The following is a 25,323-nucleotide window of genomic DNA, read 5'->3' as shown; positions in this document are numbered from 1 at the left end:
ATACTCAAGGAGAAAAGATGAAAAACATTTTTTATACTCTTGTAATAGTCGTTTTTTTCAGTGCTTGCACACTTACTCAAGCTCCAAAAACGATCATTGTTGGCGAAAGCAACACAAGCAAAAAAGATTTTTCTAAAGATTCTTTAAATAAGCTTGCTATCATTATTCCAGAAAAAACGATAAAAAGCTACTCAAACACCATTATCAACGCGAGCTTTGCTTACCTTTTAAGACAAAATGCAAAGATTGATACTAAGGTTTTTCTTATCGGCACCGAAGATGAAGCAAGGATCAATCAAGTTTTAGCAGAGCTTGAAGCTGAGAATTTCCGTTTTGTAATCGCTGGTTTTACCTTAAAGGGTGCAAATATACTTGCAAAACATTCAAATGATATGATGTTTTTTATCCCTACACTACATAAAAAAAATACTAACATAGACGCAAAAAATATCTACTTTGGACGAATTGATTATGATGCTCAAATAGATAAACTTTTAAGCGAAGTAAATTCAAATAACATCGCTAGTTTTTATGATAATTCTGTGCTTTCAAACACGCTTCATCAAAGCATACTAAAAAAAGTCCCAAATGCAAGAACTTATAAAATCGAGGGCGAAAAGATTAATTTTGCTTCTGTGCTAAAGTCTAAGGGTCCTTTGCGTGGATCAAATATTTTTTTAAACACACCTTTGGTTACAAGTGCAATCATAAGCTCTCAACTTAGAGTTAATGATATAGAAGTTCAAAACATACTTTCTACGCAGATTGGCTACAATCCTATGCTTTTAAGCCTTACACAAAAAGGAGATAGAGCAAAACTTATCATTGCAAATTCTATAGCCAACAAAGATAAAATTCTAGCCTATTTAAATGAAAATTTTTCTCAAAGCATAGAATACAACTGGCTTGCATACGCCACTAGTGTAGGACTTGACTTCTTTTATACTTCTTTTATGGATAAAAGAAGCTCTTCTTTGTTCAACGAAAGCATAAAAGATACTCAAGTCGTTTATAATATAAAGTTGATGAAGGCTTTAGAATTTAACTTTGCTGAGTATTAAAAAGCCTTATAAATGTCTCTTTAAGTTCCTTGCTCATCGCTTGGGGCTTACTTTCTTTTACATATACAAGCACAAATTCAGCACTAAAAACTTTCTCTTTGCCCCTAAACAACTCTTGCTTAAGTAAAACAGAAGCATTTTTAACTTCTAAAAGCTCATTTTTAACTTCTAAAATATCGCCTAATTTTGCTGACTTCACAAAAGTACAATTTGCCTTTGCAAGCAAAAAATGTCCTGCTTTTGCTTCAAAAATACTTGGATAAAGCTCAAAAAATAGCTCACTTCTTGCCCTTTCGCAAAATTTTAAATAATTACTATGATACACCACCCCGCCCGCATCAGTATCTTCATAATATACTCTAATTTTCATTGTCTTTCCTTTCTTTTGTATTATATCCTAAAAAGAACCGAATTTGTGCTTATAACGCTCAAGCATACTTTTATTTCCTAACAATCCACCTTGATGGATGTATAACACAGGCTTTGTAAAAGCTTTTTGATGAGCTAAAAGCGTTAAAAGTGCCACACTATCATACAAAAGATCAAACTCGATTTTACATTGCTTTAAAGCCTTATGATAGATATTTAAAAGCTCTTTTTGAGGCTTTGCAAAATGAAGTTTCAAAGCTGGCTCTAAAAAAAACAAATTTGAAAAATCATAATGCGGAATAAGCTTTGTAATCTGGGCCTTCACATATGCCTTATCACCTACACATGCACATGAAAAAACCTTAAAACAAGAATGTTTTGCTAAAAAAGCCGCACTTGTGCCTGTGCCTGAAGGCAAAAAAAGATCAAATTCTAAACCCAACTGCTCACTTTGCCTTTCAATTTCTTCAGCAAGCTTTTGAAGCCCTAGTTCAGCTTGTTTGCATGCCACTCCACAAGGGATAAAAACATCATCTTTTTCAAGCAAGCTTAAAGCCTTTTGCTCTAAACTTAAATTTGAGATATTTTCGACGATAAATGCTTGATTTTTAAGAGCATAAGCAAAATTACCTTGAGGATTTTCTTTTAAAAAATTTGAAATTTTTGGTGTAATAAAAAGAAGCCTAAAGCCATTTTGTTTTGTAAAATCACTCAAAGCAGCCAAAGCATTACTTTGTGTTGAACCAAAACTTACAAAACGAGTGTAAGGCTTGTATAAAGCCTTATTTTGCAAAAAATAATACAATTTTCTTAATTTGTTGCCATTGATTAGTCCTAAGGCATCATCTCTTTTGACATAAAATTCAAAGCCTTCAAGCGTAATTTTTTGTATAATGCTATCTTGCATCAAAAAACTGCTCAAGTCTTTTCAATAAAGCTTGGTTTGAAATACTAAAATCGATCTTTATATAAGAATCTTTATTATCGATTTTTGGGCTAACAAGCAAGAGTTTTTCCAAACGTTCATCTTTATAAAAAGAAAAAATAAAACTCATTAGCTCAAATGCCCTTCTTGAGGATAAATCAAGCCTATATGCAAACGAAGAACCTTCGTTGCTATAAGTTTCAATAATGATATTTTCAATACTTAAAGCCAAATTTTCATCTTTTAAAAGCAAATCAAAATACTCAGTTAAAACCTGCTTTAGCCTTGCTTTTACATCTTCTTTAAGCACATAAGAGCCTTCATCAAAAAGCATATTTGCGTTTAAATTCATCGAAGCAGTGTCTAAATCAAGCGTGATTTGAGAATCAAGCTTGGCTTGAAGTTCTAAGATCAAAGCACTTTTTTGCACACCAAAGCCATTAAGTTCGTCTTTAAGTTTGTTAAAATCAGCCCTAAAAGAGCTTAGTTGCTCTTCTTTTTCATTTAAATGTGCTAGAAGGGTTAAAAACTCCTTATCTTGAATGCTTAAGGTGCTTATATTAAAGTCTTTTCCTAGCTTCTCTCCAAGCTCATAAAGGCGGTTTTGACTTTGAACAAATTCCTTTTTTTCAAGCTCAAATTTTTCTTTTTGATTTTTTAAGTTTTTTTGTTCGCTAACAATTTCAGTTTTTACAAGAGAATTTTTAAGCAAGAGCACCACAATAATAAGCAAAAAAACAAAAAGCAAGCCAGCTAATAAATTTGCATAAGTCAGATAAAAAAGACCACTATCTTGCTTATTTTGTTTTTTCATTTCTCTTCGCTGTTTTTGTTTAACTTGGCAATCACTTCACTTGCTTCATTATCAAGCTCGCTCATTTCAGCTTTAAGCTGACTCATCATTTCAATCTTATCATCTATACTTTTTTCTTCTTCATACACTTCTTTAAATTCACGCATACCCTGAAGCAAACTATTTTTAAAACCTATAAAAATCTTTTCTTGATTTTCAAGCATAAGGTCTTGATAATGCTCAAAATTGCGTTTGAAATTCTCGATCTTTTCATCTAAGGAAAGCAAAGTTCGATCAAGATGTTGAGTTTTTTCAGAACTAACATCTAAAAGGCGGTTGTATTGTTCGCTCATCCTTGCGGTAATTTCTTTTAAATTTTGATTGAGTGTATTGATATTTGTCGTCATTTCAAGATAAATTTTACTTAAATCTTTTTGATTTCTGTGTGCTCTATTAAGCTCGCTCATCGTTTGTTTGATATGCTCACTACTCACTCGAATAGCCTTTTCTTCAACATTAAGCATTTCTTGAAACAAGCCAAATTTTCGCTCTATACTATGATCAAGCTCTTTGAAAAACTCTTCATTACTGACTTGCTCAAAAACCACAGCAATTTTTTCAAAATGCTTTAAACCCTGAGTAAGATACCTTTGCTCAAGTTCTTCTTTGCTCCAAAAAAAGCCGCTTGTAGAACTTTTTTGTCTGTCTAAAAGCTTTTGAATCTTACTTTGTCCAAATTTTTCAAAAAATACCCACCACAAAGCCAAAAAAATTCCATAAATGCTGACATAAAAAGCTGTAGATATACTACTTAAAAACTCAGAAAGTGCCAACTCAAAAGAACTTAAATCACTGCCCTTAAAGCTTGGCATAGATAAAGCTATGCTAATAAAAGTGCCTAAAATTCCCATCACAGCAAAGGAGCTTGGTGCTACGCTTGCAAAATTTTCATTACGATTAAAACGTATATAAGTATAAGCAAAATCATCAAAGCTCGCATTTGACTTTGTTTCTTTACCTATGCTAAGAAAATTTTTCATAATATAACGTTTTAAGGCTTGTTTAAATTCATCTTTTTGCTGCCAAAATATACAAGAAGCGTATTCTGCATTATGTCTTGCAAAAAACAAGGCGATAAATAAAATAACACCCATTAAAATGAGATCGCGAAGCTCTACCTTAAAATCAATATAGTCAAAATAACCAGCCACAAAAAAAAGATAGAGCAAAATAGGAAAGAAAACGATCTTTGAATATACTAAAAAATCTTTTCTCTCCTTGAGCTCTGGTAAAATAAGTTCTGAAATTTCTTGCTTATCTTTATCCATAAACGCTTAATTCCTTGCTATGCAGTTTAAGTCCTCAAAGGCTATCTCAAGGCGTTTGATCATACTTTCTTCTCCTGCTCTTAGCCATACTCTAGGATCATAATACTTTTTATTTGGTTTGTCTTCACCTTCTGGATTGCCAATTTGAGCTTGTAAATACGCCTTATTTTTCGCCTCATAACCACGCACGCCATCCCAAAAAGCCCACTGCGTATCAGTGTCGATATTCATCTTAATCACACCATAACTCACAGCGTCTTTGATATCTTTTAGCTCACTTCCGCTTCCACCATGAAAGACAAAATTTACAGGCTTGTTGCTTGCAAGTTTAAACTTCTCTTTAACAAAAACTTGTGAGTTTTTCAAAATTTCAGGCTGCAAGCTTACATTGCCCGGTTTATATACTCCATGCACATTACCAAAACTCGCGGCGATTGAGAAATTTGGGCTGATTTTTAAAAGTCTTTCATAGGCTAAAGCCACATCTTCAGGCTGAGTGTAAAGCTTAGCATTATCAATGCCTGTATTATCCACGCCATCTTCTTCACCACCCGTACAGCCAAGTTCTATCTCTAAGCTTATGCCAAGTGAAGCAAGTTTTTTAAGATAAGCTTCGCAAGTGCTTAAATTTTCTTCTAAACTTTCTTCACTTAAATCAAGCATATGAGAACTAAAAAGGGCTTTTCCGTATTGCTTTTTATGATCCTCGCTAGCCTTAATAAGCCCATCAATCCAAGGCAAAAGTTTGCGTGCTGCATGATCTGTGTGTAAGATCACAGGCACACCATAATGTTTAGCAAGCAAATGCACATGTAAAGCACCACTCATCGCTCCTAAAACATCAGCATTTTCGCAGTTTTTTCCAGCTACAAATTTAGCTCCACCATTACTAAACTGAATGATAACGGGCGAATTGACTTTTTTTGCACTTTCTAAAACAGCATTGATTGAATTTGTGCCAACGACATTTACAGCCGGTATTGCAAAACCTTCGCTTTTGGCGTATTCATAGACTTTGTTAAGCTCATCACCACTAACTACGCCAGCTTTTACAAATTCTAAAACGCCCATTATTTAATCTCAACTTTTGCTTTTGTGAATAGTTCTTGAGCCTTTTGTTGCAAGATTTTATTCACTTCTTCTTTTTTAAGTTCGTTTTCTACAACATCACGCACTTGTTTATCTTTTTCAGTGTATTGTTTTCTTGCTCTTGAATCTTCTTTAAGGATGATATGGTAGCCAAATTGTGTTTTTACCGGTGTTTTTGAAATTTCACCCTTTTTTAAAGAAAAAGCTGCATCAGCAAATGGTTTTACCATACTTTGAGCATCAAACCAACCAAGATCGCCTCCTTTTGCTGCTGAACCCGGGTCTTTTGATTTTGTGCGAGCAAGTTCGGCAAATTTTTGAGTTAAAGCATCACCTTTGAGGTTTTTAAGCTCATTAATAATATTTTTTGCTTCAGCTTCATTTTCCACTAAGATATGACGTGCTTTTGCAGCGGCTGGATCAACAAAAGCTTGTTTGTTTTTATCATAAAAAGCTTTGATTTGTGCGTCGCTTATTTTTACATTTTGAGCAAGTTTTTGTTGATACACAATCATAGAAATCTGGTTTTTAGCTCTTTCAAGTTCTTTTGCATACAAAGGATCTTTTTCAACATTGGCTTTTTTAGCTTCTTCGAGTATAAGTTGTTCAGCTATATACTGGGTAAGCACCATTTGTTTTTGTTGAGCTGGTAGGGTAGTAATGCTTTGTCCTCTTAAAAGTGGAGCTAAGTCTTCATTGACTTGAGTATCTGTGATATCTTTACCATTAACGCTTGCGACTACGGCGGCATTTGCAAGTGTGCCAGCAACAAGTAAACTTGCTGTGATGAGTGAAAGTTTTTTCATTATTTTTCCTTTTAAAAATGAGATTTGTTTAAATTATAACGAAGTTTTGTTAAGGCTAATTAACTAAAATAAAAAAATGAAAAGAAACTTAGAAATCAAAAATTTATTTTTAAAGCATTTTGATAAGGCTAGGACAGAGCTTGTGTTTTCCAACCCTTATGAACTCATAGTTTGTGTTATGCTCTCAGCACAATGCACTGATAAAAGAGTGAATTTAATCACGCCGTCTTTGTTTCAAGCTTATCCAGATGTAAAAAGCCTTGCAAAAGCAAATTTAGCAAGTGTAAAAAGCTTCATTCAAAGCTGTTCTTTTTTTAACAACAAAGCTGAAAATCTCATCAAAATGGCTAAAGCAGTGTGCGAAAAATTTAAGGGTGAAATTCCACTTAATGAAACGGATTTAAAGTCTTTAGCTGGCGTAGGACAAAAAACAGCTCATGTGGTGCTTATAGAATGGTGTGGGGCAAATTTTATGGCAGTTGATACGCATGTATTTCGAGTCTCTCATCGCTTAGACTTAAGCAAGGCAAAAACTCCTGAAGCAACTGAAGAGGATTTAACGCGAATTTTTAAGGATAATCTCAACACCCTTCATCAAGCTATGGTGCTTTTTGGGCGATATACCTGCAAGGCTAAAAATCCACTTTGCAAAGAATGTTTTTTAGCTCATTTATGCAAAAGTAAAGATAAAATTCTAGCTTAAAAATACCTTATATTTGGAATAAAATCGAATATATAAAAGAGGAAAAAATGAATAACATTCAAAAACAACTCCTTGAAAATAAGGAGTTTAAAGCTATAAATGAGCTTAATCATTTGCTTACGCCAGATTTTAAAGCAAATCTAAGTTTTAACGAGGCCGTGAATTTAAACTTTGATGAAACCCATTTAAAACACTCAAATTTAAGCTTAAAAGCCTTAAACGAAAGAATAAAGGAGCTTGCTTTAAGACTAAAACCTTGGCGAAAAGGACCTTTTAAAGTCAATGAGCTTTTTATCGATAGCGAGTGGCAAAGCTTTGTTAAATTTAATATTTTAAAGCCTTTTATGAATAATCTTGAAAATAAAATCGTTGCTGATGTGGGATGCAATAATGGTTATTATATGTTTAAAATGCTTGAATTTAAGCCTGCAAAAATCATAGGTTTTGATCCTTGTTTGCGTCCTTTTTTGCAATTTTATCTTTTAAATACGCTTGCAAAATCCAAAATTTGCTTTGAGCTTTTAGGCGTTGAGGATTTAAGTGCATTTTGTGTGCAAGCCAAGCTTAAATTTGACTTTATTTTTTGTCTTGGTGTTTTATATCATAGAAGCAATCCGCTTCAAACTTTAAAACAATTAAAAAGTGCTTTAAACAAAGGTGGAAGCGTATTTTTAGATACCATATATATAGAAGATGAAAGAGAAATTGCTTTGATTCCTCGAAAAACTTACTCAAAAATTGCAAATATTTTTTTCATTCCGTCGATATTAGGCTTACGCAATTGGTGTGAAAAAGCTGGTTTTTCTCATTTTGAAGTATTAGCTACTAGGGATACGGACGAATTTGAACAAAGAACAACAGCTTGGAGTGAAGGATACTCGCTTAAGGATTTCTTAAGTGAAGAGGATCATAAGAAGACTTTAGAAGGTTATGATGCACCTAAACGCGTATATGTTAAATTAAAGGTTTAAGATGATCAAACAAAATTCAAATTTTGACGATTTTACTCAACTTGAGCAGTATGTAAATCAAGAAGAACTTGCTCATATCAAAACCGAGCTTATGACTTGCCCTGAGATAAATAATACTTTGTGCGGCACGATATGCGAGCTTTCTAAAAATCATGCCAAATCTGTTTTTATCAGTTCTCCTGAAATGGTAATTGATGATCAAGGCTTGATCTTTGAAGGTTTTGTCTTTGCTGCTGCAAATTATGTCGCTCAAGCCGCTATAAACAAAGAATACTCCATTATCATATCAGCAAGGTCTTCATTTTACGCCCCTTTAAAACTAGGTGATGTGCTGATATTTGAAGCCCAAGCTTTATTTGATGAGACTTCCAAAAAGCGAGAAATACGAGTTGTAGGGCATGTAAAGGATATAAAAGTATATGAGGCAAGCATGCAAGCTGTGGTAACTGAACAGCATATATTCAAGCTCAAACGCCCACCAAGCAATATAATTCAAGCTCCAACAACCGAAGAAAAAAATCCAGCAAATCCAGCACCAGCGGTAAATCCTGACGCAATAGCCCTTGCCACGCTTAATTCACCTGGCAAATAATTATCTTGGTGCAAGGGGCAGGTTGATCCAATTCTTAGGGCATTCTTCATGATAAGTCCCGCTTGCATCATAATAAGGCTTGCAATCATCATAAAAGCGATTTGATATGCCCCTTTCGCTGATATAGCAAGCACTTAACGCAAGCACACACACACACAATGCTAACTTTTTCATTATTTTTCCTTGAAAGAATGAGTTTTTCGCCATTTATAAGGCTCTATAGGCTTTTTATCCGCCCAAAGCCCGAGTTTTTTGCTTTTGGCTAAGTTTTGCTCAGCAACATAGGCTTCCGTATAGTAACTATACGCCCATGCAAAGCCATTTTCTACCATTATTTTATTGATGTCTTTACCCTCAAGCTCGATCACGGCTAAGGTTCTATTATATTTATCTGTGTCTTTTTTGATAATTTTTACTTCTTTACCAGCGACAAGCGAGGCTAAAAATTCCTTTGATTTTTTGCCAAAGGCTTGATTTGACTCGGGTGCGTCTATGCCAAAAAAACGCACTCTATAATTTTTCTTATTCTTATCTAAAACCTCGATAGTATCACCATCTATCACTCTTACAACTTGGGCTTTAAAGCTGGTATTATAGCTCGCAAAAGAGTTTAAAAGAAAAATCAAGCCAAAGGCTATGAGTAAAAGTATAAGGCGTTTTGGATCGTTAATTGCTTTTCTTAAATTCAACGCATTTTTATAATTTATCTTCATTATAAGCCTTGTGTTTTTTGTAATTATAGTAAATTTTTATGCAAATTATGGTAAATTCTATTTTTATTTAATATAATATCTTGCGATATGCCTTTATTTTGAGTGTTTGAAGTATGTTTATGCGTTGTATTTATATCATTTTTTTTGCAGTTTTGAGCTTGTATTTTTTAACTCCGATTTTTTATAGCTCAAATCAAAATATAAATTTAAAAGAACAAAACTTGAGCATCATAGAACAAAACTCAAGTTTTGTTTTAACCGAACTTAATAGCACCCAAACCCAGCCCCAAATTCAAGACAATAATACAAGCAAAACAATACAAGAAAAAAGCTTACTTGAAATTTTTGCTTTTGTGCAAGATGATGAAAGTATTTATTTTTCATGTGAAAAAAAAGATGAAAATACGAGCTGCAATGAAGCTAAGCTTGACTTTTTTATCAATGAAATTCAAAGCCAAAGTTTAAGAGCTATACAAAAAAATAAAGATTCTTTTATTTTTGAAAATTCCTTTTATCTTTATGAGTTTATACCCAAACGCCACATTCTTAAAATCAAAAATAAGACAAATTTACTTTTTTCTCAAGAGTTTGTTTTACATAAAATGCCTTTTTTAAAAACAAGTTTAACACAAAGTAAATTTAAGCCCGATGAGCTTGTGTTTGAAAGCTCAAATTTAAATCTTGAAAAAAAGCTTTTTGATGATGAAATGAAACTTTTTAGCGACAAAAAGCATTGGCAATTATGGCGAGATAATAGCTTAAAAAACTATTATCTACACACGCTCATCAATTCAACTTGGTATCTCTATCAAAATGAATTTAACAAAGCTTTTTTAAGTGATGAATTAAGCATAACTTTACAAAAAAAGGATAAGGACTTTTTCATCGCTTTTGTTACGCCAAAGCATTATAAAAAAATGCGAATTTTAGATCTAAAACATATTGAAAATTTATATATTTTTAAGCTTGATGGGCTTGATTTTATGCTTGTGGCTGAGATGATAAATGCTCATTTTACACAATGGTGGAAAATAAAACTTGATGCTATGGGTGTAAGAGCAAAGACTTTTGGCACGCAAGATCCAAACGCTCTTTTTAGCAATAATACGCAAAGCTTGGAGCTAAGACTAAGTGATATGGGATGCAAGGATTGTAATGAAATAAATGAAGAATAAATAAGGCTGATGAAGCTATCTAAAAATCAAAAATCACTAAACATTAAAGTTAAAAAATAAGCTCTCATCGATATAAGTTTTAAAGATAAAAATGCCACATTGCCTTAGACTTTTAAAATCCTGCAACAATAAATAATTTTTGCACGCAAGACAAATTGAAAAAGTTTTTATAAAGCTGTCTGAAATAAAAATTAAAAAATATAAGCATAAAAAGCCCTTGCAAGGGCTTTTTATAATCACAAACCTTCAAAAGGATTTGTAACTACATTTTTTCTATCAACGATATATGGGATCAATGCAACATGTCTAGCACGTTTGATCGCTTTTTCTACCATTTCTTGGTATTTTTTGCTTGTGCCTGTTAAACGACGTGGCATAATCTTAAATCTCTCAGATAAAGCGTGCTTAAGCATCGCTGTGTCTTTATAGTCGATAAATTCAACCTTTGCTTCAGTGTATTTGCAATATTTGCGTGAGTATTTTCTCTTTTCAGCCATTGTTTTTCCTTTTTAAAATGGTAATTCGCTTTTATCATCGACATCATAATCATCAATATCGATTTCTTTTAGCTTTTCTTCTTGATAATTTTGGTTTTGATTGGCTCGCTTGCTGGCGTTAAAATTACTATTTGAAGTATTTTTATTCATATCGCTTGCGTATGGATCATAACTTTGTTGTGCTTTATTTGGTGCATAATTTTGATTTGTATTGCCTGCGAAATTTCCTTGTGGGTTTGGACTTGAGCCTAGCATTTCCATACTTTCTACATATATGCTGTGTTTTGAGCGATTCTGTCCGTTTTGATCGCTCCACTGCTCAAATCGAAGCCTTCCTTCAATAAGCACTTTACTTCCCTTTGAAAGATATTGATTAGCTACTTCTGCTGTGCGTCCAAAAAAACTTATATCGATGAAACAAGTTTCTTCTTTTTTTTCGCCATTTGCTCCACTATACTTTCTTGTTACAGCGATCGCTGAAGAACCTATAGCACTGCCTGAAGGCATATAACGCATTTCTATATCTCTGGTTAAATTGCCTACCAAAACAACTTTATTAAACATTGAATTTCCTTAAACTTCTGGAGCGTCTAAAGGTTTGATTTCCTTTTTAGTTTGTTTGATACCATCACTAAGCTTTTCCCAAGCAGCGATTTCTTGCTTATTTTCATACTTAACGATTAAGAATCGTATCACTTCTTCGGTGATTTTAAGCACTCTTTCAAGCTCGGTAATAAAACTTGGCTCGGCTTTAAAATAAATCACAAAATAGGTCCCTCTTTCGTATTTTTTGATCACATACGCAAGCTTTCGTGTTCCCATTGGGACAACAGACTTAATTTGTGCGTTATTTCTAGTGAGGAGTTCTTTAACGAATTCCAACTTTGCATTCACCTCTTCTTCGGTGAGCGTAGGTTTTAAGATAAATAAAACCTCGTAATGTCTCATTTTTTCTCCTTATGGATAATATAGCCTATTTTCATAGGCAAGGATTTTGCTTTTTTTAGAGCAGGGTTTTATTATATTAAAATTTTACTTAAGTTTTAATGAAAGCAAAAAACTTTAGTTTTTTAAGGTAATATGTTAAATTTTTTGAAAAAATTAAATTTCAAGATAAATAAAGATTAAATAAGCTCAAGCCAAAAGACTTGAGCATAGGTTTTATGCACGACTTGTTGGTGTGTCATGCACTATGCTTACCGCACATTTTATATCACTAAGCACGGCACAAGCTGCTTCTGCACCACTTCCCATTGCACAAGTTACCATAGTTGTAACCCCAGAAGCCAAACCACCTACATAAATACCCGGTTTTACTTCTTGGCGTCCGCTGTAGGCAAGGCGAATTTTACCCGGTTTGTTCATCAACTCATGAGGCTTAACTATATCGCCTAAGCCTGAAATTTCAAACCTTGAAGCACCTGTAGCAAGGATAATATACTCAACTTTTATCTCCTGACTAGCACCCTTAAGGCTAAAATCTCCCTTAGAGCCACTAATTTCGCTAATCGTACCACTTACATACTTCACTTTTAGCAGATCATCGATTTGTTTTTTTGTGTGTTCAATAATTTCTTTACCTTGAATTCCTTTTGGAAACAAAGGCACATTATAAATCGCGACAGCCTTCAAATCTGCCTTGTCATCATCGATAATAGTGATTTCAAAATCAAGTTCAGCATTTTTTGCCGAAGCTAAAACTAAAGCCGCACTCAATCCTGCTATACTTCCACCAACTATGGCTACTGATTTTTTCATCTTTTCTCCTTTTATTTTAAATATGAAAAAATTGTAACAGCGAAGCTTAAATAAATGATAAATAAAGCCTTATTTAAATTCTTTTTTATTTTTAAGGATTTGACTAAGCTCGAGCAAAGTGGAGATAAGAAACTCTTTTTTGGTAAGTTTTGAATTTGTTTTAAGTTCATATTCGCTTTGCAAGCATAAAAAAAAGATTTTTTGATATTGAGCTAGACTTAATGCAAAGGCTTGTGTTTGAAGCTTGCTAGCTACATTTGGTGGTGGAACATAGCCTAAAAGTTCTTTTAAATCAACCTTGCCGTGAATTTTAGCGTATAAGTTAATCTTAAAAAGACGATAAAAATTGCTTGATAAAGAGTTAAGCAAGGCAATTTCGTTGAAATTTTCTAAGAATTTTTCAAGCTCAACTCTTAAGTCCTTGCCTTGCAAAAGCTGTTCAAAAAAACTTTCAAAACCAAGCACACTAAGACTAAAACAATACTTTTCAACCATGTTTTCATCTATACTTAAACCAGCAAATTTATTAAGCTCACTTGAAGCAAGATATAAGTTTTCATCAAAATTTTGATATAAAAAAAGCAAGGCATTATGCGTTGCGTTAATGTCAAGTTCTTTTGCTTTTAAACTTAAAAGTTCTATACCTTCTTTGGCTGAGTTTGGTTTAAAAAATCGTGCAAAATTATTCTCAAAGCTTTTTTCAAGCTCATTTTGTTTGCTTGATTCATCATATAACTCAAATAAAAAGAAATTATCTTCGCTTTGCTTGCAAAGACTGATTAAGGCTTCAAGCTCTTTTTTGCTGGGCTTTTTAAAGCATTTTAATTCAAGCAGTTTTTTTTCACTAAACAAAGAAGTGCTCGCCAAATAATCGCTCGCCCTTGCAAAATCATACTCCTCAAAATAAAGCTTTAAGCATTCATCAACGCCAAATTTTTCTTTGATAAAGCTTGCAAAAAGCTCGGTTTGAAAATCATCTGCCCCATATAAAGCAAAAAAATGCGGAAAATAATTGCCTTTTAATAAATTCTGCAAATCCTTTCTATACATTATTTTCGCTCCAAGCTCTCTAAATTTTGTGTAATTTTAGCAAAAATTTTCGCCATTATAATATCAACATCACAAATTTCAAGCTCAACTTTCTGAAGCAAATTGACACTTTCATCAAGCAAAATCAACTCTGCACCTTTAAACTCATCATCGAGCTTGGCTATGTTAATATTGATATTTTCACTCACGAAAGCTCTGAAACGCTCGTGCAAATGTTTTTTTGCCCAGCGAGCAAATTTCCTATCCATAAAGTCAAACGCTACCTTATCAGCTTCTCTTTCAAGCACGCTTAAACTTTCACAAGTGTTATTTATATTTAAAAGCAAATATTTAAATGTTTTTTCATCTTTTCTTAATTTTGCTTTTAAAAGTCTATGCAAAACAAGATCAGAATACCTTCTAATAGGACTTGTAAAATGAGCATAACGCTCAAAACCCAAGCCAAAATGTCCTAAATTTTCACTCGCATATTCAGCCCTTTTTTGTGCTTTAATGATAAGTTTATCAACTTCTTCTCTAATGCCTAAATCTTGAGCTAAAGCTTGCACATCTTTGATAAACTCAAACAAATTTGCTTTTAATTTTGCGTCAATGCCAAGGCTAGCTAGCTCTGCGATGAGTTTGGTGATTTTTTTGCGATCAGCTGGAAGATGATTTCTAAAAACACCCGTTTCTATGAGCTTTGCAGCCGCTTTGTTTGCCAAAAGCATACAATCTTCGATCAAAGCATGCGAGGGCGTATCGCTCTCATAACGTGTAGCTACAAGCTCTTGCTTTTCATTTAGGATCATTTTAAGCTCTAAAGTATGGAACTCAAAGGCATTTTTAAGACGTCTTTTTCTGAGTATTTGCGTCAGCTTAAAAAGCGCATAAAGCCAGTTAAACGCACTTAAATTTGGCTTTTTCTCCAAAAATTCATCAACCTCATCATAATGAAATCTTGCTTTTGAATTAATAATCCCCTCAAAAAGCTCTTTTTTAAGCACTTCGCCAGTTTCATTAAAACTAAATTTAAAACCAAAAACAAGACGATCTTCATTTGGCTTTAAAGAACAGATATTTTCGCTTAATTTTTGAGGCAACATAGGAATGGCTTTATGTGGAAAATAGATCGAAAAACCCCTTGCTCTTGCTTCTTTATCTAAGGCACTATAAGCAGCCACATACTCGCTCACATCAGCAATCGCCACAAAAAGTTCTCTTGCTTTTTCATCATAAAAGATCGCATCATCAAAGTCTTTTGCGTCGATTGGATCAATAGTGCAAAAGTTTAAATGCCTCAAATCAAGCCTATCTTCATACATACTTGCTTCAACAAAATCCCCATATGCTTCAGCTTCCTCAAGACAACTTTGCGTAAAAACCTCGTTTTTATTATATAAAGCAAGTGAAATTTTTTCATCAACACATTCATCATCAATATGTCCTAACACCTCAATTATGGTATTGTTTTCATTTTCTACCTTAAGTATAGTGCCAAGTGGCAGAGCTTTAAGGCTTTTTTGACTTGCTTTTAAGTTTTGCATTAAGCCTGTTTTGATATTCATGCCAAGTATAAGATTACCTTGTTTTTTACTAACAAGCAAGGAGCTTTTATTTGCCCTTTTAAGCACCATTACAACTTTAGCTTTTGGACGTTTTTTACGCGAGGGCAAAAGCTTGCAAACGACTATATCTTGATAATTTGCTGTGTTTAAGTCTTTGTGTTCTATAAGCAAATCTCTTTCAAAGCCTTCATTAAAGACTTCTAAAAAGCCTGTTTGTTTGCTTGAAATATCTATTTTTCCAAAAACAAAGCTGTTGTTAAGGTAAAATTTATGCTTGTATTCTTTAACTATGTCTTTTGAAACAAGCTCTCTTAAAATTTGTTTAAATTCATTGAGAAGCTGTTTTTCTTCAAGTCCAAAGCTGAGTGCTTTTAAAAATTCTTTCACTTTTTTTATCTTTATAAATACGTATTTTAGGTTTTAAACACAATTTTACACAAAAAATATTTAAAAAGAATGTTTATTTGTTATAATTTCCTAATTTTTTAAAAATAAAAGGCTGAATACAATTCATTATGTTTAAAAATAAAACCCTTATTCTTTTTATATTTATTGGCATTACCCTGCTTTGCGGGCTATTTTTTGTTTTTATGGATTTTAATCCTAAAAAAGAACTTAAACTCGCACAAGAAGATACGCTTCATCAAATTCAAACACAAGAAGAAAATGAAAGTAAAAAGCTTATAAAAGGCTTATTTGCTGATTATATAGCTGATGATGAAAATAACACAAACAAAGACACCTCCGCTCTTTGGCAAAGTCAAGAAAAAAACACTACAGAAACAAATGCTACAAATGAATTTTTTGCAAATTTCAAACTCAATCAAAATCAAATTTTACTTAATCAAAAAGCATATTTTGACTTTTTTGCATTTCCTTTAGAACCCTTAAAAGAAGAAAATTTAAGCACTTTTTCAAATAAAAACGAAGCAAATATCACACTTGAATTCAATGCAAGTTTAAGTCAAAACGACGCGTCACAACTCCCTCAAAAACCACAAAACATAAATTTCAAAAATGATACAAAAAAAGCCAAACTCGCTATCATTATCGATGATATGGCAAGCAAAGATCAAGTAAAAGCACTCAAAAAAACAGGGCTTAAACTCATACCCTCTTTTTTCCCAAGCGATAAAAACCACCCTCACACGAAGGAATTTGCAAGAGAATTTGACTTTTTTATGGTGCATTTACCTTTAGCTGCTCTTCATTTTAAAAGAGAAGAAAGAAGAACTTTGCAACCAAACGATACTCAAGAACAAATTGATGCAAGGATAGCTGAAATTTATAAAGATTTTACTGGCTTAAAATTTATCAATAACCATACAGGGAGCTTATTTACCAGTGACGAAAAAGCAATGGAAAAGCTATTTAAAGCTTTTAAAAAATACAATTTTATCTTTGTAGATTCTATAACTATAGGCTCGAGCAAAGCTGTTAAGCTTGCACCTCAATTTCAAAAGTTGTATATCAAAAGAGATATTTTTCTTGACAATGAAGATGAGGTGAAAAAGATCAAAAAAGAACTTGCAAAAGCTGTTGCCTTAGCTCAAAAAAAAGGCTTTGCTATAGCCATAGCACACCCACGCAAAAACACTTTTAAAGCTTTAGAGCAAAGCAAAGATCTGCTTCAAAGTGTTGAGCTTGTGTATTTGAATGAAGTGTATAAGTATGATTAAAGTGCTTAATGATCTACCAAACGAACTCTTAAGCCTTAAAAATCCACCTTCAAAGCTGTATTACAAAGGCAATATACACTTACTGAAAAAGCCAAAAGTTGCGATTATTGGTTCAAGAAAAATGAGTGTTTATACCAAAGAATGTGTTTTAGAGCTAGCCTCTTTGCTCTCAAAACTTGGTGTTTGCGTGGTAAGTGGCGGAGCAATCGGCGTTGATATTAACGCTCATTTAGGAGCTATGCCTTGCACTATAGGTATTTTTGCTAATTCACTTGATTTGATTTATCCTCAAAGTAATGCCCCTATCATCAAACAAATTTATGAAAAAGGTTTAGCCCTAAGTGAAAAAGAAAAAAAATATAGCCCAAAACGCTACGACTTTTTACTAAGAAACCGCCTTATCATAGCACTTTGTGAGCATATTATCATCGCTGAAGCGGATTTGAAAAGTGGTTCTTTTGCAAGTGCAAATTTAGCCTTAAAGTTTGAAAAAAAACTTTTTGTGCTGCCACAAAGAAAGGGTGAAAGCGAGGGCACAAATTTTTTGCTTGCCCAAAATAAAGCTCGTCTTATTTATGACTTTCATGACTATGCCTCGCACTTTGGCACGATCATGCAAAAAGAACAAAATGATGAGTTTTTAAGCTTTTGCAAGCAAGGTGTAAGCTTAGAAGAGGCCTTAGCTCGATTTGGAGCAAAAGTCTATGAATATGAGCTTGAAGGCAAAATAGACATACAAGGCGTGTTTATAAAGGTGCTTGATTGAATGCTTTAGTGCTTGATTGGGGTTTAAAACGCATGGGTATCGCACTGTGCATAAATTCTCAAGTTGCTATCCCTCTTCAAGCTATATTAAGAAAAAATCGCAATCAAGCCGCAAATGAGCTTAAAAAACTTTTAAAAGAGTATCAAATTTCGCTCTTGCTTGTTGGCAAAGGTTCAAATTCTGATGAAAGTATGCAAAAAAGGATAAAACATTTTATCTCTTTGCTTGATTTTAAGGGTGAAATTTGCTTTATAGATGAAAGTTTTACAAGCAAAGATGTTTCAAAACTTCGCTCTTTAAGCACACAAAAAGACGGCAAGAGTGATTCTTTAGCAGCTTTACTCATGGCAAAGGATTATTTTGGCTTACTTTGACTTAAAAGCTTATCTTATAGAACTTTACGGACAAGACTTAAGCCAAAGAATTTTACACTCTTTTACACAAAATAAAGACATAGGCGTGTTTGTAAATAGTTTAAAATGCAATATTTTAAATTTTGAAAAAGAACTTACAAAAGCAAATATCACTTTTAAAAAAATCGATGAAAATTTTTATAAAATCGCCTTTGGAGACAAAGGCATACTCACTCATCTTCAAATTTTCTCGCAAGGCTTTTTTTATGTGCAAAATTACAGCTCATACTTGTGTGCAAAAAATCTTGATCCAAAAAGCGATCAAAAGGTGCTTGATCTATGCGCAGCTCCGGGTGGAAAGAGTATAAATTTAGCCAATTTTATGTGCAATAAAGGCGAATTAGCTTGTGTTGAGGCAAGCAAAGAACGCTTTTTCACACTTAAAAATAATCTTTTACGTTATGGGATAAAGGCAAAAGCTTTTCATAAAGATGGCAAAATCATAGGGCGACTTTGTCCTTTGAAATTTGATAAAATCTTGCTTGATGCTCCATGCTCAAGTTTTGCAAAATTTGGACTCAAACTAGAAAAAAATCCAAAAGAACTTAAAAACATAGCCTTGCTTCAAAAAAAGCTCTTGCATTCTGCTTTAAAAGCCTTAAAAGTAGGTGGTGAGTTAGTATATAGCACCTGCACTTTTTTAAAAGAAGAAAATGAAGAAGTGCTTGAAAATGCTTTAAATAGTGAATTTAAATTTGAGTTTTTGCCTTTAAAGCTTGAAAATACTGCAAGCATTCAAGCCTTTTCAACACATAAAAACCTTGCAAATAATGCTAGAAGAGTCATCGCTGATGATTTTAATGATGGCTTTTTTATGGCTAAGATTAAAAAGTTGTAAAGGCTTATTTTATTTCTAAGGACTATGGTCTGTAGTCGTCTGTTTTGTATTTTTTACATTTTTTAGAATATACTCTTTAAGTAATGGATATGTATTAAGTTTGAACCTTAAAAATAAGGCTCAAGAAGAAAAAACAAGAAAGAATCTTTACAAAATTATTAATCAATTTTTTTAGGCTTTGCCTCTTTAGCGTATTTAAGCCCTAAATCATAAGCTTTTGCATTTGCTTCTCTTGTTTTTGGTGGCACGCTTTCAAGCATGATTTCTTTTAAAAGCTCTAAATCTATACACTTGCTCATAAAAGCTGCTATTGCTAGAGCAACGACAGATTGAGTAGCCACATTGCCAGCTTCATCTTTGGCTATAGTGATGATAGGAATTTCAAATATCTGCCATTTTTTATAATCCTCATCCTTTGCATGTACCAAATTTGGCTCGATAACAATGATACCTCCAGGTTTTACTCCATCTTTAAAGCCATGATAGCCCTTATTAGCAGTTGCAAGCATAAACTCGATCTCACCTTCTGTTGCATAAGGAAAAAGTATGTCCTTATCATCAATAACTATATCAACTTTTGTAGGACCACCTCTTACTTGAGAGGTGTAGGTTGAAATTTTAAAAGCAAAACGCCCACTTTTAATCGCCGCGTCAGCTAAAATTTCACCAGCTGTAATTACACCTTGTCCGCCTTCGCCTCCAAATCTAAGCTGATGTCTCATTTTAACACTCCTAAATCAACCATTCTTTTTTCTTTCATCGCCCTACGCACTTCTTCATACGCATGACAATACTCTGCCCTACTTTCATCTTGATGAAGTATGCCTGTAGGGAATTTATCCACCCTTTGCTCATAATCCATCTTTTCAAATTTATCCTTATCCACAACCCTGCCCTTAATCCAATCAAGCATTTGCACAGCTTCACCCATCTTGTTTTTGCGTCCTAAGTTAATGTGGCAGTTTGAAAAAACATCAACAAAGCTATAGCCATTATGAGCTAAGGCTTTATAAATGAGATTTTCAAGCTTAGTTGCTTCGATAACATTTCCTCTTGCAACAAAACTTGCACCAGCTGCGATAGTAAGCTTACATGCGTCAAAATTTGGATCGATATTGCCCTTTTGAGCTGTAACTGTGTAAAAACCAAGCGGAGTTGTAGGCGAAGTTTGCGAATTTGTAAGTCCATAAATGAAGTTGTTAATTAAAATATGAGTTAAGTCTATATTACGTCTGCAACCATGTATGGTATGATTGCCACCAATTGCCAAAGTATCGCCGTCTCCACTTACCACGATGACTTTTTTGTTTGGATTTGCCAACTTTATGCCTGTGGCATAAGCAATAGCCCTGCCATGCGTTGTATGAACAGTGTTACAATTCACATAAGAACTCATACGCCCAGAACAGCCAATACCAGAAACTAAACACACATCATCCATCTTCCAGCCTATCTTTTGCACTGCTCTGATGATACATTTTAAAACCACTCCATCTCCACAGCCCCAGCACCATTGTGTAGGCATCTTATCTACGCGTAAATATTCATCATAATCAAAAGCCATTTTATAAATTCTCCTTAATCTTTACCATAATCTCACTTGGTGTTAAAGGGCGTCCATTTGCTCTTAAACAAGGGATAAGATCATCTCTTTTACTCGCTCTTTGCACTTCTTCAAGATACTGCCCCATATTAAGCTCGCATACCATTACTTTTTTGAACTTATTTACCACTTCAGCGATCTTTTTTTCATGCACTGGATAAAGTGTGATGGGACGGAAAAGCCCTACTTCTATACCTTGATCTTTAAGCCTTGTAATAGCTTCCTTTACTGATCTGCTCGTGCTTCCATACGCGATGATGAGAAGCTCGGCTTTTTCTAGATTGTATTCTTCAAATTTACAAATTTCATCTTTGCGGCTGTGAATTTTGCCAAATAAACGCTCGATATTATATTTGACTATATCGCCATCTTCTGTTGGAAAGCCTATGTCTCCGTGATGAAGTCCAGTAATGTGATAGCGGTAGCCCTCAAAGAAAGGATTAAGCGTAGCTGGCTCATTCATAGCTGCAGCATAAGGCTTATACTCTTTTTTATCGCCACTAAATTTAGCTCTATTAATGATCTCAAGTTCATTTAGTTCTGGTAATTTTGCCTTGCCATTCATATGTCCTACGGTTTCATCAAGAAGTAAAAATACCGGAGTCATAAGCTTTTCAGCCAAATTAAAAGCACGAATAGTTTCAGTGTAGGATTCTTCTAAACTTGCTGGAGCTAAAGCAATGCTTACAAAATCCCCATGTGTAGGAGCTTTTGCCTGCCAAAGATCGCCTTGTGCTACGCGTGTAGGAAGTCCAGTTGAAGGACCGCCTCGCATAACATTTACGATAACCAAAGGAATTTCAGCGATAAAAGCATAGCCGATTTGCTCGCTTTTAAGTGAAATTCCCGGACCCGAACTTGCCGTCATAGCCTTAGTTCCACTCATTGAAGCACCTATACTTACGCTAATGCCTGAAATTTCATCTTCCATTTGAATGAAAGTGCCATCATTTAAAGGTAAAAGCTTTGAAAGCTCATGTGCGATTTCTGAACTTGGAGTGATAGGATAGCCTCCAAAAAACCTACAACCACATTCTATGGCTGCTTTTGCCACTAGGACATTGCCCGTTGATATTAATTCTCTCATTATAATCAGCCTTGTAATTTTTTATATTTATTTTGCTTTACAGCTTCTGCTCTTTCTTTGGCTTCTGAGGTAAGTTTTGCGAATTTAAACTCATCTCTTTTCGCCACCATAATAGCAAAATCTGGACAATGCACCTCGCATTCCATACAACCTATACAAGCTTGAGGATACACAACCTCGATCATCTGACCTAGCACAGCATGAATATCATCACGCATAGCCAAAACACCAGCAGGGCAGTAGCTTACGCAGATATTACATGCTTTGCACCTTCGCTCATTCACCCAAACGGGCGTATCTTTAGGAGCAATAACACTCATTTTTTTTCCTTATTATTTTTTTTAAACACAACTCAAATTAATCTTTTATATAATTATACTTTTGAAGTGATTTTTTAAGCTTGTTTTTTTCTTCTTCATCAAGTTCAAGACTTAAAAGTTCAATCACTCCATTTAAATTTATCCTTGCTAAAACCCCAAAAGCTTTATTTTCTATGCCAAATTCGCCATGCAAAATCACGCTCATAGGCAAAAATTCACCTGTTCGAATAGCTTCTACCATTCTTATACAAGCTACTGCTGGGGCAAGATAAGCTGAAGTTTTAAGATGCTTTATAACCTTTGCACCACCTGTTTTTACTTCATTTTCTATATCGTCAAATTCCTCTTCGTCTAAAAGCTCGCTAATCTTTTGTCCTTTGTATAGTGAATGTGATTTTAAAAGCACCATATCATCATTATGAAAACCCAAAAGCTTTGTATCTATGTCTTTAGTGTTACACTCGAATTTCTTGGCAAGCTCGTATTTAAAGCGCGCATTATCAAGTGTGCCTGCCATAGCAATGATCTTTTTAGAATCAAAGATATTATGCTCAAAAAGAGTATTAAGCAAAAAATCCACCGGATTAGTCAAGATAATAAAAAGCGGATCATTCACAAAGACTTTCACCTTTTTTGCACAATTAAGCATAATATCGGCATTTACCTGCAAAAGCTCATCTCTACTTTGTCCGTCTTTTCGTGCAAGTCCAGCACAAAAAATAACTATATCACTTCCCGCACATTCATCATATTCGCTTGTGCAAGTAAGCTTGATATTTAAATTTAAAGCTGCTATGCTTTGTCCAAGCTCTAAATCCCTAGCAAGCAGTAAAGTTTCATTTCTATCAATCAAAACAAGTTCACTTGCGACATTTCTTAATATCATCGCATAGGCAACGCTTGATCCAACATTACCAGCTCCAATAATCGTTATTTTCATCTTCCACCTATGCTTTCTAAGATCTCATTAAAAGTTTTACTTGCTCTCATCACAGCATTTGCTTTTGTATCATCAAATTTATAATAGCCCCCAAGATCGACTTTGTGTCCTTGAGCATCGATAAATTCAGCTCTAATTTGATCTTCATTTGAACTTAGGGCTAAAGCTACTTCCTTGAAAGTATTTTGGATACTTTTTTCATTGCCTTGTTTTGCTAGCTCGTTTGCCCAGTATAAAGCTAAGTAAAAATGGCTTGTTCTATTGTCATCTTCTTTAACCTTTCTTGAAGGAGCTTTATTGCTCTCAAGCCACAAACCTATAGCTTCATCAAGACATTGTGCAAAAACTCGAGCTTGATAATTTTGTCTTTTTTGAGCAAAAAACTCAAGTGCAGCTTGCAAGGCTAAAAACTCACCCAAACTATCCCAACGCAAGTGATTTTCCTCTATAAGCTGTTCAACTTGTTTTGGAGCTGAGCCACCTGCTCCTGTTTCAAACATCGCTCCGCCAGCAAGCATAGGCACAACTGAAAGCATTTTGGCACTCGTGCCAAGCTCCAGTATAGGAAAAAGATCGGTTAGATAATCCCTTAAAACATTGCCCGTAATACTGATGACATTTTTACCCTCACGAATAAGCTCTAAGCTTCTTAAGCACGCTTGTCTTGGACTTAGAATTTTTAAATTTTCGCCCTTTTGTGCTAATCTTTGCTTCACAAGATCAATCATAATCTTATCGCTTGCCCTTTTTTCATCAAGCCAAAAAATAGCTTCCTCGCCACTTAATTTTGCTCTTTCAATACCCAAATCAATCCAATTCACAATAGCATCATATTTAGCCTCGCAAGCTCTAAAAATATCGCCTTTTTGGACTTTTTGCTCGATTAAAAGCTCATTTTCTTGAGTAAGTATGCGAAAAACTCCGTCTTCTTTGGCGATGAAAGTTTTATCGTGCGAGCCGTATTCTTGAGCTTTCTTCGCCATTAAGCCTACATTTGAAACACTGCCTAATTTACTTGGATTAAGTGTGCCATTTTTACGCAAATCCTCAAGCACAGCTTCATACACTACAGCATAAGTTTTATCAGGGATCAAAGCATTTGTATCTTGCACTTGCCCTTTAGCATTGTAAAGCTTTGCACCATTTTTAATCATCGCTGGCATAGAAGCATCGACGATCACATCACTTGGAACATGTAAATTTGTAACACCTTTATCCGAATTGACCATAGACAAAGCCGCACTTTTACTTAAAATTTCTTCATAAGCTTGTAAAATTTCAGCCTTTTTGCTTGAATTTTCAATCTTGCTTAAAAGCTCGCTTATGCCATTGTTTTCATTGACATCCAAAGTTTTAAATTCATCTTCAAAGCGAGCAAAAAGCTCCTTAAAATATACCCTCACACAATGCCCAAAAATCACCGGATCGCTTACTTTCATCATCGTTGCTTTAAGGTGTAAAGAAAGTAACAAATCCTCATCTTTGCTTAGCTTGATTTGCTCTTCATAAAAGCTATCAAGTGCTTTTGCACTCATAAAAGAAGCATCTAAAATTTCATTTTCTTCAAGCTTGATCTCATCTTTTAAAATGGTTTTTTCGCCTTTGTTGTTTGTAAATTCTATACGAGCTATACCTGACTTTGTGACCAAAACTGCTTTTTCATTAGAGAAAAAATCGCCCTCTTTCATATAAGTTACTCTTGTTTTTGAACTTTTTTCAAAAGGCACGACTTTATAGGGATTGCATTTAGCGTATTCTTTTACTGCTTTTGTTGATCGGCGATCTGAATTACCCTGTCTTAGCACAGGATTTACAGCTGAACCTAAAACTTTAGCATATCTTGCTTTAATCTCTTTTTCTTTTTCATCTTTTGGTTCATCAGGAAATTCTGGCAAAGCAAAGCCTTTTTCTTGAAGCTCTTTAATGGCAATTTTAAGTTGAGGGATAGAAGCTGAGATATTTGGTGTTTTAATGATGATAGCTTGTGGGCTTTTTACAAGCTGTGAAAGCTTATCAAGCACATCTTCACAACGTTGTTCTTCTTTTAAATACTCAGGAAAACTTGCAAGTATGCGAGCAGCTAGTGAAATGTCAGCTGTTTTTATAGTGATATTTGCCGAAGCTAAAAAAGCTTTGATAATCGGTAAAAAAGAGTAAGTCGCAAGAGCGGGGGATTCATCAGTGAGCGTGTAAGTCATCGGTATTCCTTTGTTTTTTCATTTTCAAGCTTAATTATACACAAAAAGCAAAATTTTTGAGCTCTTTTTTAATAATAAGCTTTTTAAAAAGTGTATTTTAAG

General features: G+C 34.1%; 29 protein-coding genes. 9 read left to right on the top strand and 20 right to left on the bottom strand.

Features of this window, described 5'->3' with window-relative positions:
* Window positions 1-17 precede the first annotated feature (17 nt).
* Entirely contained in the window at window positions 18-1,061 is a 1,044-nt protein-coding gene (locus DMB91_RS01660; protein ID WP_052043223.1) for a hypothetical protein, read from the top strand.
* Here DMB91_RS01660 and DMB91_RS01655 read toward each other — a convergent pair.
* Genes DMB91_RS01655 through DMB91_RS01630 form a run of 6 tightly spaced genes read right to left on the bottom strand, consistent with a single transcriptional unit; the run spans window position 1,042 to window position 6,371 of the window.
* Window positions 1,042-1,431, bottom strand: coding sequence for a YbgC/FadM family acyl-CoA thioesterase (locus DMB91_RS01655; RefSeq protein ID WP_034905587.1), 390 nt, complete (start codon window positions 1,429-1,431; stop codon window positions 1,042-1,044). The two genes, DMB91_RS01660 and DMB91_RS01655, sit on opposite strands and share 20 nt — an antisense overlap.
* Window positions 1,432-1,458: 27 nt before the next feature.
* Complete coding sequence (locus DMB91_RS01650) at window positions 1,459-2,337, bottom strand: 1-aminocyclopropane-1-carboxylate deaminase/D-cysteine desulfhydrase (protein ID WP_034905589.1); 879 nt, start codon at window positions 2,335-2,337, stop codon at window positions 1,459-1,461.
* Window positions 2,327-3,169 (bottom strand): hypothetical protein, encoded by an 843-nt coding sequence (locus DMB91_RS01645; protein ID WP_034905591.1) that lies wholly within the window; start codon window positions 3,167-3,169, stop codon window positions 2,327-2,329. Before DMB91_RS01645 ends, DMB91_RS01650 begins: the two co-directional genes overlap by 11 nt.
* Window positions 3,166-4,476 (bottom strand): MotA/TolQ/ExbB proton channel family protein, encoded by a 1,311-nt coding sequence (locus DMB91_RS01640; protein ID WP_034905592.1) that lies wholly within the window; start codon window positions 4,474-4,476, stop codon window positions 3,166-3,168. The genes DMB91_RS01645 and DMB91_RS01640 overlap by 4 nt, the downstream gene beginning before the upstream one ends.
* A gap of 6 nt (window positions 4,477-4,482) precedes the next feature.
* Complete coding sequence (gene fbaA, locus DMB91_RS01635) at window positions 4,483-5,547, bottom strand: class II fructose-bisphosphate aldolase (RefSeq protein WP_034905593.1); 1,065 nt, start codon at window positions 5,545-5,547, stop codon at window positions 4,483-4,485.
* Window positions 5,547-6,371, bottom strand: coding sequence for a peptidylprolyl isomerase (locus tag DMB91_RS01630; protein WP_034905594.1), 825 nt, complete (start codon window positions 6,369-6,371; stop codon window positions 5,547-5,549). The genes fbaA and DMB91_RS01630 overlap by 1 nt, the downstream gene beginning before the upstream one ends.
* Before the next feature lie 76 nt (window positions 6,372-6,447).
* On the opposite strand from DMB91_RS01630, the gene nth reads away from it, so the two are divergent.
* Genes nth through DMB91_RS01615 form a run of 3 tightly spaced genes read left to right on the top strand, consistent with a single transcriptional unit; the run spans window position 6,448 to window position 8,637 of the window.
* Window positions 6,448-7,074: an endonuclease III gene (gene nth, locus DMB91_RS01625; RefSeq protein ID WP_034905595.1), complete on the top strand. Its 627-nt coding sequence runs from the start codon at window positions 6,448-6,450 to the stop codon at window positions 7,072-7,074.
* 47 nt (window positions 7,075-7,121) lie between these two features.
* On the top strand, window positions 7,122-8,045 hold the full coding sequence (gene cmoB / locus DMB91_RS01620) for a tRNA 5-methoxyuridine(34)/uridine 5-oxyacetic acid(34) synthase CmoB (protein ID WP_081946931.1): 924 nt from the start codon (window positions 7,122-7,124) through the stop codon (window positions 8,043-8,045).
* A gap of 4 nt (window positions 8,046-8,049) precedes the next feature.
* Entirely contained in the window at window positions 8,050-8,637 is a 588-nt protein-coding gene (locus DMB91_RS01615; RefSeq protein WP_231549677.1) for a hypothetical protein, read from the top strand.
* On the opposite strand, the gene DMB91_RS08780 is transcribed toward DMB91_RS01615, so the two are convergent.
* Entirely contained in the window at window positions 8,638-8,811 is a 174-nt protein-coding gene (locus tag DMB91_RS08780) for a hypothetical protein (protein WP_185900250.1), read from the bottom strand.
* Window positions 8,811-9,350 (bottom strand): thermonuclease family protein, encoded by a 540-nt coding sequence (locus DMB91_RS01610; protein ID WP_034905597.1) that lies wholly within the window; start codon window positions 9,348-9,350, stop codon window positions 8,811-8,813. Before DMB91_RS01610 ends, DMB91_RS08780 begins: the two co-directional genes overlap by 1 nt.
* A gap of 119 nt (window positions 9,351-9,469) precedes the next feature.
* Here DMB91_RS01610 and DMB91_RS01605 point away from each other — a divergent pair, with 119 nt between their 5' ends.
* The gene (locus tag DMB91_RS01605; protein WP_034905598.1) at window positions 9,470-10,525 is read left to right on the top strand and encodes a hypothetical protein; all 1,056 of its coding nucleotides are present in this window, start codon (window positions 9,470-9,472) and stop codon (window positions 10,523-10,525) included.
* Window positions 10,526-10,761: 236 nt separating this feature from the next.
* On the opposite strand, the gene rpsR is transcribed toward DMB91_RS01605, so the two are convergent.
* The 6 genes from rpsR to DMB91_RS01575 all read right to left on the bottom strand — a co-directional run bounded on the left by rpsR (window position 10,762) and on the right by DMB91_RS01575 (window position 15,764).
* Window positions 10,762-11,022 carry a 30S ribosomal protein S18 gene (gene rpsR / locus DMB91_RS01600; RefSeq protein ID WP_034906620.1) on the bottom strand — a complete coding sequence of 87 codons (261 nt, stop codon included), beginning with the start codon at window positions 11,020-11,022 and terminating at the stop codon, window positions 10,762-10,764.
* A 12-nt stretch (window positions 11,023-11,034) separates the two neighbouring features.
* Window positions 11,035-11,586 (bottom strand): single-stranded DNA-binding protein, encoded by a 552-nt coding sequence (locus tag DMB91_RS01595; protein WP_034906617.1) that lies wholly within the window; start codon window positions 11,584-11,586, stop codon window positions 11,035-11,037.
* Window positions 11,587-11,595: 9 nt separating this feature from the next.
* On the bottom strand, window positions 11,596-11,970 hold the full coding sequence (rpsF, locus tag DMB91_RS01590) for a 30S ribosomal protein S6 (protein WP_034906615.1): 375 nt from the start codon (window positions 11,968-11,970) through the stop codon (window positions 11,596-11,598).
* Window positions 11,971-12,183: 213 nt separating this feature from the next.
* Complete coding sequence (locus DMB91_RS01585; RefSeq protein WP_034906613.1) at window positions 12,184-12,780, bottom strand: NAD(P)/FAD-dependent oxidoreductase; 597 nt, start codon at window positions 12,778-12,780, stop codon at window positions 12,184-12,186.
* Window positions 12,781-12,849: 69 nt separating this feature from the next.
* Entirely contained in the window at window positions 12,850-13,830 is a 981-nt protein-coding gene (gene holA / locus DMB91_RS01580) for a DNA polymerase III subunit delta (protein ID WP_034906610.1), read from the bottom strand.
* Window positions 13,830-15,764, bottom strand: a complete 1,935-nt coding sequence (locus DMB91_RS01575) for an RNB domain-containing ribonuclease (protein WP_034906608.1) — start codon at window positions 15,762-15,764, stop codon at window positions 13,830-13,832. The genes holA and DMB91_RS01575 overlap by 1 nt, the downstream gene beginning before the upstream one ends.
* 128 nt (window positions 15,765-15,892) lie before the next feature.
* On the opposite strand from DMB91_RS01575, the gene DMB91_RS01570 reads away from it, so the two are divergent.
* Genes DMB91_RS01570 through DMB91_RS01555 form a run of 4 tightly spaced genes read left to right on the top strand, consistent with a single transcriptional unit; the run spans window position 15,893 to window position 19,073 of the window.
* Complete coding sequence (locus DMB91_RS01570; protein WP_052043253.1) at window positions 15,893-17,056, top strand: divergent polysaccharide deacetylase family protein; 1,164 nt, start codon at window positions 15,893-15,895, stop codon at window positions 17,054-17,056.
* Window positions 17,049-17,822, top strand: coding sequence for a DNA-processing protein DprA (locus tag DMB91_RS01565; RefSeq protein WP_034906626.1), 774 nt, complete (start codon window positions 17,049-17,051; stop codon window positions 17,820-17,822). The genes DMB91_RS01570 and DMB91_RS01565 overlap by 8 nt, the downstream gene beginning before the upstream one ends.
* On the top strand, window positions 17,819-18,196 hold the full coding sequence (gene ruvX, locus DMB91_RS01560; RefSeq protein WP_034906606.1) for a Holliday junction resolvase RuvX: 378 nt from the start codon (window positions 17,819-17,821) through the stop codon (window positions 18,194-18,196). Before DMB91_RS01565 ends, ruvX begins: the two co-directional genes overlap by 4 nt.
* Window positions 18,183-19,073, top strand: a complete 891-nt coding sequence (locus tag DMB91_RS01555; RefSeq protein WP_143116780.1) for an RsmB/NOP family class I SAM-dependent RNA methyltransferase — start codon at window positions 18,183-18,185, stop codon at window positions 19,071-19,073. Before ruvX ends, DMB91_RS01555 begins: the two co-directional genes overlap by 14 nt.
* 158 nt (window positions 19,074-19,231) lie before the next feature.
* On the opposite strand, the gene DMB91_RS01550 is transcribed toward DMB91_RS01555, so the two are convergent.
* The 6 genes from DMB91_RS01550 to DMB91_RS01525 are packed head-to-tail and all read right to left on the bottom strand — an operon-like array spanning window position 19,232 to window position 25,227.
* Complete coding sequence (locus DMB91_RS01550) at window positions 19,232-19,795, bottom strand: 2-oxoacid:acceptor oxidoreductase family protein (protein ID WP_034905988.1); 564 nt, start codon at window positions 19,793-19,795, stop codon at window positions 19,232-19,234.
* Entirely contained in the window at window positions 19,792-20,637 is an 846-nt protein-coding gene (locus DMB91_RS01545; protein WP_034905991.1) for a 2-oxoglutarate ferredoxin oxidoreductase subunit beta, read from the bottom strand. Before DMB91_RS01545 ends, DMB91_RS01550 begins: the two co-directional genes overlap by 4 nt.
* 1 nt (window position 20,638) lies before the next feature.
* Entirely contained in the window at window positions 20,639-21,763 is a 1,125-nt protein-coding gene (locus DMB91_RS01540; protein WP_034905994.1) for a 2-oxoglutarate synthase subunit alpha, read from the bottom strand.
* A 5-nt stretch (window positions 21,764-21,768) separates the two neighbouring features.
* The gene (locus tag DMB91_RS01535; RefSeq protein ID WP_034905996.1) at window positions 21,769-22,083 is read right to left on the bottom strand and encodes a 4Fe-4S dicluster domain-containing protein; all 315 of its coding nucleotides are present in this window, start codon (window positions 22,081-22,083) and stop codon (window positions 21,769-21,771) included.
* Window positions 22,084-22,120: 37 nt separating this feature from the next.
* Window positions 22,121-23,023: a malate dehydrogenase gene (locus tag DMB91_RS01530; RefSeq protein WP_034905998.1), complete on the bottom strand. Its 903-nt coding sequence runs from the start codon at window positions 23,021-23,023 to the stop codon at window positions 22,121-22,123.
* On the bottom strand, window positions 23,020-25,227 hold the full coding sequence (locus tag DMB91_RS01525) for an NADP-dependent isocitrate dehydrogenase (protein ID WP_034906001.1): 2,208 nt from the start codon (window positions 25,225-25,227) through the stop codon (window positions 23,020-23,022). The genes DMB91_RS01530 and DMB91_RS01525 overlap by 4 nt, the downstream gene beginning before the upstream one ends.
* Window positions 25,228-25,323 lie beyond the last annotated feature (96 nt).

It is taken from the genome of Campylobacter sp. MIT 97-5078, from assembly GCF_006864455.1.
In the GTDB taxonomy this organism is placed as follows: Bacteria; Campylobacterota; Campylobacteria; order Campylobacterales; family Campylobacteraceae; genus Campylobacter_D.
This window is presented reverse-complemented; position numbering and strand designations above follow the sequence as displayed.

Coding starts and splice junctions, on each gene's coding strand:
- DMB91_RS01640 (WP_034905592.1), bottom strand. CDS start 4,476: ATGGATAAAGATAAGCAAGAAATTTCAGAACTTATTTTACCAGAGCTC.
- DMB91_RS08780 (WP_185900250.1), bottom strand. CDS start 8,811: ATGAAAAAGTTAGCATTGTGTGTGTGTGTGCTTGCGTTAAGTGCTTGC.
- DMB91_RS01650 (WP_034905589.1), bottom strand. CDS start 2,337: ATGCAAGATAGCATTATACAAAAAATTACGCTTGAAGGCTTTGAATTT.
- DMB91_RS01610 (WP_034905597.1), bottom strand. CDS start 9,350: ATGAAGATAAATTATAAAAATGCGTTGAATTTAAGAAAAGCAATTAAC.
- DMB91_RS01565 (WP_034906626.1), top strand. CDS start 17,049: ATGATTAAAGTGCTTAATGATCTACCAAACGAACTCTTAAGCCTTAAA.
- DMB91_RS01660 (WP_052043223.1), top strand. CDS start 18: ATGAAAAACATTTTTTATACTCTTGTAATAGTCGTTTTTTTCAGTGCT.
- DMB91_RS01545 (WP_034905991.1), bottom strand. CDS start 20,637: ATGGCTTTTGATTATGATGAATATTTACGCGTAGATAAGATGCCTACA.
- holA (WP_034906610.1), bottom strand. CDS start 13,830: ATGTATAGAAAGGATTTGCAGAATTTATTAAAAGGCAATTATTTTCCG.
- nth (WP_034905595.1), top strand. CDS start 6,448: ATGAAAAGAAACTTAGAAATCAAAAATTTATTTTTAAAGCATTTTGAT.
- DMB91_RS01530 (WP_034905998.1), bottom strand. CDS start 23,023: ATGAAAATAACGATTATTGGAGCTGGTAATGTTGGATCAAGCGTTGCC.
- DMB91_RS01655 (WP_034905587.1), bottom strand. CDS start 1,431: ATGAAAATTAGAGTATATTATGAAGATACTGATGCGGGCGGGGTGGTG.
- cmoB (WP_081946931.1), top strand. CDS start 7,122: ATGAATAACATTCAAAAACAACTCCTTGAAAATAAGGAGTTTAAAGCT.
- DMB91_RS01570 (WP_052043253.1), top strand. CDS start 15,893: ATGTTTAAAAATAAAACCCTTATTCTTTTTATATTTATTGGCATTACC.
- DMB91_RS01550 (WP_034905988.1), bottom strand. CDS start 19,795: ATGAGACATCAGCTTAGATTTGGAGGCGAAGGCGGACAAGGTGTAATT.
- DMB91_RS01595 (WP_034906617.1), bottom strand. CDS start 11,586: ATGTTTAATAAAGTTGTTTTGGTAGGCAATTTAACCAGAGATATAGAA.
- DMB91_RS01645 (WP_034905591.1), bottom strand. CDS start 3,169: ATGAAAAAACAAAATAAGCAAGATAGTGGTCTTTTTTATCTGACTTAT.
- fbaA (WP_034905593.1), bottom strand. CDS start 5,547: ATGGGCGTTTTAGAATTTGTAAAAGCTGGCGTAGTTAGTGGTGATGAG.
- DMB91_RS01605 (WP_034905598.1), top strand. CDS start 9,470: ATGCGTTGTATTTATATCATTTTTTTTGCAGTTTTGAGCTTGTATTTT.
- DMB91_RS01535 (WP_034905996.1), bottom strand. CDS start 22,083: ATGAGTGTTATTGCTCCTAAAGATACGCCCGTTTGGGTGAATGAGCGA.
- DMB91_RS01540 (WP_034905994.1), bottom strand. CDS start 21,763: ATGAGAGAATTAATATCAACGGGCAATGTCCTAGTGGCAAAAGCAGCC.
- rpsR (WP_034906620.1), bottom strand. CDS start 11,022: ATGGCTGAAAAGAGAAAATACTCACGCAAATATTGCAAATACACTGAA.
- DMB91_RS01630 (WP_034905594.1), bottom strand. CDS start 6,371: ATGAAAAAACTTTCACTCATCACAGCAAGTTTACTTGTTGCTGGCACA.
- DMB91_RS01585 (WP_034906613.1), bottom strand. CDS start 12,780: ATGAAAAAATCAGTAGCCATAGTTGGTGGAAGTATAGCAGGATTGAGT.
- rpsF (WP_034906615.1), bottom strand. CDS start 11,970: ATGAGACATTACGAGGTTTTATTTATCTTAAAACCTACGCTCACCGAA.